The organism is Arcobacter caeni (assembly GCF_003063245.1).
In the GTDB taxonomy this organism is placed as follows: domain Bacteria; phylum Campylobacterota; class Campylobacteria; order Campylobacterales; family Arcobacteraceae; genus Aliarcobacter; species Aliarcobacter caeni.
This window is the reverse complement of sequence record NZ_MUXE01000002.1, coordinates 231,980-239,879: the sequence shown is the minus strand read 5'-3', so window position 1 is coordinate 239,879 and position 7,900 is coordinate 231,980. Positions and strand designations below refer to the sequence as shown.

Annotated in this window: 6 protein-coding genes; all 6 read right to left on the bottom strand. The window is 26.3% G+C overall.

Going from position 1 to position 7,900, the window contains the following annotated elements; all coding sequences use genetic code 11:
* Positions 1-187: 187 nt before the first annotated feature.
* From B0174_RS02505 to B0174_RS02480, 6 genes are read right to left on the bottom strand one after another with little or no spacing between them, the layout of a single operon-like run.
* The gene (locus B0174_RS02505) at positions 188-3,148 is read right to left on the bottom strand and encodes a MutS-related protein (protein WP_108558065.1); all 2,961 of its coding nucleotides are present in this window, start codon (positions 3,146-3,148) and stop codon (positions 188-190) included.
* Entirely contained in the window at positions 3,145-3,567 is a 423-nt protein-coding gene (locus tag B0174_RS02500; protein WP_108558064.1) for a heme-binding domain-containing protein, read from the bottom strand. The genes B0174_RS02505 and B0174_RS02500 overlap by 4 nt, the downstream gene beginning before the upstream one ends.
* A 4-nt stretch (positions 3,568-3,571) precedes the next feature.
* Entirely contained in the window at positions 3,572-3,907 is a 336-nt protein-coding gene (locus tag B0174_RS02495) for a thioredoxin family protein (RefSeq protein WP_228156400.1), read from the bottom strand.
* Positions 3,908-3,927: 20 nt separating this feature from the next.
* The gene (locus tag B0174_RS02490; RefSeq protein ID WP_108558062.1) at positions 3,928-4,623 is read right to left on the bottom strand and encodes a potassium channel family protein; all 696 of its coding nucleotides are present in this window, start codon (positions 4,621-4,623) and stop codon (positions 3,928-3,930) included.
* 1 nt (position 4,624) lies between these two features.
* Positions 4,625-6,187: an NAD-binding protein gene (locus B0174_RS02485; RefSeq protein ID WP_108558061.1), complete on the bottom strand. Its 1,563-nt coding sequence runs from the start codon at positions 6,185-6,187 to the stop codon at positions 4,625-4,627.
* Positions 6,188-6,227: 40 nt separating this feature from the next.
* Complete coding sequence (locus tag B0174_RS02480; protein ID WP_108558060.1) at positions 6,228-7,781, bottom strand: 2-isopropylmalate synthase; 1,554 nt, start codon at positions 7,779-7,781, stop codon at positions 6,228-6,230.
* Between the last annotated feature and the right edge of the window lie 119 nt (positions 7,782-7,900).

Below are 7,900 nucleotides of genomic sequence, written 5' to 3'. Positions count from 1 at the left end.
AGTTTGTATAACTTCTTTGAGTATATTTTTAAACTCATTTGTTATCTCATCTAGAGAAGTTAATTCTCCAGATTTTAATTGTCTTATTAGCTCTTCGTGGTTTATTAAACTCATGTAAATCCTTTACCAATTATTTACTTGATTATATATCAAATAAATCTATTTTTTTAGGTTTACACAGTTATTTTTACACTCTCTTCTCAACCATCGTATAATGTAACTCTAAACCTTTTGAAGTTGTAACAAATCCATTTACATTTATAGTTCCATCATGTACCATTTTGTGGTGTTCTTTACATAAGGGAATTAGATTATATTTATGATTTGCATTTATGTGCCCTATAAATCCATCTTTATTTGCCTTTGCTTGTTCTTTTATATGATGAACATCATCACAAGCTTTTCCACAAATTAAACAAGATGAAGCAAAAACATTATTATTATATTTTGAAGTTTTTCTTTGAGTTAATCTTTCAACTGAGCTATAATCATCAGTTAATTTTTTTCTTATTTCATTTGCCACAGATAAAAACTCTTTATCCATATGAAGTGATTTTGCATACTCTAATCCGTACATTGATGAACCACTTCCATAGGCTAATTTTCTATCGAATATCAATTTATCTTCATCATCTTTGTACATAACAGATAGATGAAGGGCAATTATATTTTTTAGTTTTTGTATCTCTTGGATTTCTGGAAGTTGATGTAAATGTGTTGCAAATACGAATAAAGCTTCTAGTTTTGCTAATTTCAAAATAGAACTTGCAACGATACTTAACCCACTCATTGTTTCTGTACTATGACTTATTTCATCACCTAAAATAAGTGAGTTTTTTGAAGCCCTATTAAATATATTTTTTAATTCCAACATCTCAACAGCAAATGAAGATAATCCTTTTGCGATATTATCAGCTCCTGAAATTCTCGTATAAACAGCATCAAAAATAGAAAATCTCATAGATTTACAAGGTACATAAAATCCAGCTTGTGCCATGATAACGGCTATTCCAATAGCTTTCATAAGTGAAGATTTTCCTGAAGAATTTATTCCATAAAGTAAAACACCATGCATTTTATTATCAAACATATTTATTGGATTTGAGTTTTTTATAATCACATTATCTTTATACTCTTTAGATGCAAGACTTAATTCTCCCAAAATAATATCATTTGGTACATAAATTCCCTGCTCTTCATTTGCTTCAATAATTGGATGTCGTAAATCAATTAACTCTATAAAGTTTTCATTATCTTTTGTTTTTACTATTTTTGGACAAGAATAATTATACTTTTTTGCTGTTTTTATATTAGAAACCGTTAAATCTACTTCTGCAATAAACTGTACTAATTCTTCAAGTAAAACTGCAAATTTCTTTTCAAATTCAAGAATTTTTTCTTTAAATACAAGTTTATTTAACTCAATTATTTTTCGTAAATTATGTACATATTTATCTGAAATATCCTCAGTTAATTTACAAAATATTTTCACAGAGTTTGTTTGAATTCGAACCGTAAAATCTTTGAATAAATACAACTCATCATCTACAATTAAGTGAGAATTTATCAACTCTTCTTTGATTGAATTAAATCTATTTTTTGTTAAAGTGATAAAAAATCCCTCTTTATCAAGTCTATTTATTCCCACATAATTCACATCATCTGATTTAATATAAGATAAAATATGTTTTTGTAAAATCTCTAATTTTGAATATAAAAGCTCGTTTTGAATATTTAATTCATCTATTTGAGTATTTATTCCTTGGCTAATCATATTTACTTCAACATCTTTTAGCATATATTTTCCACTAATACTTAAATCAAAAGTTGAATCAATAGATTGAATAAAAAGACTTAAATCTGCACTTGAACAAGGTGGTGTGATAAACTTGTAGTTCTCCATGAAAGTAACAACTTCTTTGATACTTAAAAGTGAATCATAAAGATAATTTAGCTCAAAAGGATGAAGTCTATTTAGTTTTATCCTTCGTGTTAATCTTTCAATATCGTAAATATTTGCCAACTCATTTTCAATTTGAGCATGATAATCATATAGCTCTTTTGAAAGGGCAAGTCTTCGTAAAATCTCTTTACTATCTTTTACAGGATGAGTGAGTCTCTCTTTTAAAAGTCTTTTTCCCATTGCAGTTGAAGTGTTGTTTATCAGTTTTATTAAACTTGGATTGTGTGTTGTTTCGATTACATTTAATTGCTCTAAAGCATTATTTCCCAAATAAATATATCTACTAACATCTAGTTTTAGGGGTGTTGAGAGTTTTTGAACAATATTTGAATCATGACCAATTACAAAATCAATTAAAACAGCCAAAGATTCAGTGCTAAGTGGAACTCTTTCCATATCAAGATGTTCAATTGAAGTCAAAAGCGATTGAATATTAAAAACATTTTTAAATAGTTCATTTTGATAAGAAATTTTTGGTCTAAAATGTCCAATATGAAATGTTTTAAGACTTAATTCTAAATAGTCTAAAACCTCTTTTTGATTTATATTTTTATCTGCAAAACTAACTATTATTTCATTAGTTTTATGCATATTCATATAATTAAACACTTCATCTAAAGCAAAAAATTTATCTTCACTAGTTCCATGAACTTCATTATAATAACACTTTCCAGTTGTTACATCAATAGCACTATAACCAACTAAATAAATTCCTCTTATTTGATCAACTAAAAGTGAAGTGATATTGTTTTCATCTTGATTTAATACAAAATCAAAGTTTGTTCCAGGACTTACAACAGTATCTAAATATCTAGTTACATTTGGTGGGATTCCCTTTTGTTTGATTAAAACAACTGTGTATTTTTGCTCAGCGATAATTCGCGCTAGGTGTTTTTCCAAAGAGATTGCAGGAACTCCGGCCATTATTGGATTTTCTTTTGAATTTTCTAAAATAGCTTTATTTTTTCTTGTTAATTGAATATTTAAAAGCTCTGCTATTTCTTTTGCTTTTCCTATTTTTTCATCATCATTATTTACTTCATAAACTTCAAAAAAAGTTCCTATTTCCATAAGGACAATAGTATTTACTCCATACTTTTTTTCAAATATTTTTTGAAGTTTAAAATAAGTAATAGTTAATAAATCTTTTCTATTGGCTAAAAGTTCTGCTACTTGCTCTCTCATTTAGACCTAACTTTCGTCCAATCTCGAATCATACTTCTTTGCTCTTTTGTTAAATTTGAATTTTCATGTAAAAAAATATAACTAGGAAGGGGCATAGATGCGTACGCTGTTCTAAATATTGTTTTCATTTTTTCATCTTTATCTTCTTGTGAATAGTTTTCCCAAGTAGAAAAATTTAAAGCTTTTTTCCCTTCAGTTATATGCGTTGAAATAACCCATGAAAACGGAGCAACATTTGAATACCAAGGATATTTAACTTCATTAGAATGACAATCATAACAAGAAGTTTTTAATATATTCATAACTTCAAGAGGTGCTTTTATTTCAAAGTTTTTATCAACTGCAATATTCTCTTTATTTGTTTGAATAAACTGCATCAAAATAAATATAATTAAAAATATTAATAAGGTTCTTTTCATTTTTTTACTCACTCATCAAATAATATGGTCTTTTTAACTCTTCTATAAACAAAGAAACACTCATATTTCTTCCAAATCTTTTAAACTCTTTTGAATCAAAAAAAATCAAAGTCGCAGGAATTGAAAATATCATAAAATGAGCTGTTAGTTCTTTATTCAAATCTGTTTGTACTTCAAAAAGTTCAAATTTTGGAAAAGTTTTTTTTATTTCTTGCTTGATTTTAGGTTTTAAAACCTTGCAAACACTACAATTTTCTCCTGAAAAATATACCAAAGTAGGTTTTCCAGAATTAATACTATTTTGTAACTGTTCAAGATTCGTTATTTGAGTCAAAATCATCCTTCACTTCATTATATAAATTAATATCTGCTTCTCACATATTTATCAAATTTATCTAAATTCTCTTTATATCCAATTACCACTAAAGTATCACCACTATCAATTTTATGATTTCTAAAATAAGAGTTAAATATGAACTCATCACTAAGTTCTTTATCTGTGAGTCCAATTATTATGATATTAAAATCTTTTGTAAAATCAAAATCATTTAGATATTTACCATCTAAATATGAACCTTTAATAATTGTAAATTCTTCAATATTTAATAAAGAATCACCAAACAAAATCTTATCTAAAACATGGGAAATAATTGGTTTTTCTAATAATCTAAATATTCTTAAAGCACCAATTTCATAAGGATTAATAATTTTAGTTGCACCTGCTAATAACATTTTTTTATTATCTTGTTTACTACTAGCTTTTGATATTATTTTAATATTTTTATTCAAATTTCTCGCTGAAAGTGTGACAAAAAAGTTATTATTTTCTGAATCACTTACACAATAAAAAGCTTTTACATTATTTTTTATTCCAATTTCAATTAACTCTTCATCTTCTAATAACTCTTTATTAAAAGCATTAAAACCATCTGAAATAGCTTTATTATAATTATCTTCATCATAATCAACGATTATTATTTCATATTTTGATTTTTTTAAGCTATTTGCAATTTTACTTCCAAGATTGCTATATCCATAAATTATTACTTTTGACATATTAAATCCTAAAATCTAAATTAATTAAATCTGATTTTAATTGTGAAATAGAAGTTTTAAAACCAATAATTATTAAAATATCATCTTTTTGAACTATATAATCGATATTTGTTGGATTAAAAATAAAATCATTCATATTTTTTAAATTAACAATACCTAAAAGTGTTAAGTTATAATTTCTGAAATCTACTAAATTAATATTTTTTCCTAAGATTCTTGAGTTATTTAATATCTCTACTTCATCAATAACAACTTTAAAATCTTTGTTCAATAAAATTCCATCAATTGCTTCAAAAGCCACTGGTTGACCTAAATATTCAGATGCTACAAATGCTGTTACATCATTAAATAAAATTGATTCATTAACTCCTGCTATTTCAAATTTTTTCTTTGAATTACTATTATTTACTCTTGAAATAATTTTAATATTTTCATTTAATGCTCTTGCACTTAAAACTATAGATAAATTTACAGCATCATTATTTGTTAATGCAACAACAGAATTTGCACCTTTATTTATACCCATCATTTCTAATGTTTGCATATTTGTAGCATCTAATTGAATTGCTAAATAATTTAAATTTTTTGCACTATTTACAGCTTCTTTATTATTATCTATTATTATAAATTTTTTCCCTATACTTAATAATTCTTCACAAAAATATCTTGCCATCATTCCAAAACCACAAACAATAACAAAATCTTTCATCTTTGAAGTTTCAGATTGAACTCTATTTTCTTTAATAATTTCCATTCTATCTGATAAACCAGTTGTAATAATAGAAGTTCCAAAAGCAATTACTAAAAAACTTGAAACAATTAAAACTAATGTTACAAGTTTTCCCTCAACAGTTATTGGTGTAACATCGCCATAACCTACCGTTGAAATTGTAATAATTGACCAATAAACTGCATCAAAGAAATCAACAATATTTGGATTTACACCCTCAGGTCCCTCATATAAAAAAATAACTGTTGAAGAAAAAAATACAACTGTAATATATAAAAGCCCTAAAGTAAAAAGTTCAAATTTTCTCTCTTTAAATACTTGTAAAAACTCTTTTAGTGAATTTGCATATCTTAGAATTTTAAATAATCTAAAAATAAGAAGAATTCTTAAAAGTCTTAACGGTCTATAATAAGGTAAAATTGCTAATAAATCTACTATTGCCATAGGAGAAAGCACAAAATTAATTTTATTGGAAATAATTTTTTTTATTGATTTACTTATTTTATATTTTTTGTTTAATAATTGATATTTTTCATAATCATCTAATATTATTTTGTGAATATCTGAACTTATCCAAAAACGCCCTAAATATTCAATAGAGAAAATAATAACAGCAAAAAGTTCATAATCATTTAATATTCTTAAATTTTTATGATTTACTTCAAATATTAAAATTCCAATAGTACTAAGTACTAAAAAAATCATAGAAGTATCAAAATATTTTTTCTTTGAGTAAGCGTTATTTTCTAATATATTATAAGTAAATTCTTTAAAGTTTTTGTATTTTATTGATGTTTCTAGTCTGTAGGCTAATGCGATTATATATTTAGTCATAATAGATAAATGTAAAGTAGCAAAGCTACTTTACATTTTATTAGATTTGATGTTCGCTATTTTTAGACAATCTCTCTTTTTGAGAAAGGTAAGAGTTTAAAGCTCCTAAATATGCCTTAGCAGTTGCAAGCATTGTATCAATACTTAATCCATGACCAACAAATGAAGGACTCGTTTGGTCAAAAGAAACTCTTGTTGTTACTTTTGCAAGAGCATCTTTCCCCTCTGTTACAGAAATTACTTTATAATCTTTTAATTCACCGTTGTATCCAGTTAATCTGTCAATAGTTTTAAAAATTGCATCCATTGTTCCATCACCAATAGCAGCATCTTTAATTATTTCATTTTTATATTTAATGGCAACAGCAGCTGTTGGAACACCAGCTGTACAGTCAGATATTTGTAATCCAACTAACTCATAAGTTTTATCTTGATTTAAAGACTCATCAGTAATTAACATTCTAATATCATCATCTGTTACATCTTTTTTCTTATCAGCTAATAATTTAAATCTTTCAAAAGCAGCATTTAATTCTTCATCACTTACTTTATCAAATCCTAAATGAGCAATTTTATCTCTAAATGCAGCACGACCTGAGTGTTTTCCTAAGATTAAAGTAGATTCTTTAAATACTCCAACATCTTCAGGTTTCATGATTTCATATGTTTCTTGATGTTTTAAAACACCATCTTGGTGAATTCCACTTTCATGTGAAAATGCATTTTTACCAACAATTGCTTTATTTTGTTGTGGTTCAACTCCTGTAATAGTTGCAACTAATCTTGAAGTTGCATAAATCTCAGGTGTATTAATAGTTGTATATAAATCTCCAAAAGCATCTTTTCGTGTTTTAATAGCCATAACTGCTTCTTCTAAAGCTGAATTCCCAGCTCTCTCACCTAATCCATTGATTGTAACTTCGATTTGTCTTGCACCATTTAAAACAGCAGCTAAAGTATTAGCAGTTGCTAATCCTAAATCGTTGTGATTATGAACTGAAATAATTGCACGATCACCTGCAAATGCTGATAATTCTTTAACCATTGCACCCAATTCTGTTGGTAATCTATATCCTACCGTATCTGGTAAGTTAATTGTTCTAGCCCCTGCTCCAATAACAGCATCCATTACTTCTTTCATAAATGAAATTTCACTTCTTCCTGCATCTTCTAAAGAAAACTCAACATCATCAACAAATGTTTTTGCGTATTGAACCGCATGAATTGCTCTTTTTATAACTTCTTCTTCGCTCATTTTTAATTTATATTTCATATGAATAGGTGAAGTTGCAATAAATGTATGAATTCTATGTTTTGAGGCTTTTGCAACAGCTAATCCAGCTTGTTTTATGTCATTATCAATTGCTCGTGCTAATGAACAAATACTTGAATTTTTAATTATTTGTGCAATTCTGCTAACTGCATCAAAATCTCCCGGACTAGCAGCTGCAAACCCTGCTTCTATCACATCTACACCTAATTTTTCTAATTGTAAAGCTACTTTTAATTTTTCATCAGTATTCATTGAACAACCAGGACTTTGTTCTCCATCTCTTAATGTTGTATCAAATACTATAATTTTATTTTTATCCATCATATTAACCTTTTAAAATGTTATTTATTATATCTTTTTTTAAATAAAAAAAGAAAAACTGTGTTTTGATTATATTTGTTGTAAATTATAATTATAAAAATTTATAATTAGAGAGAAGA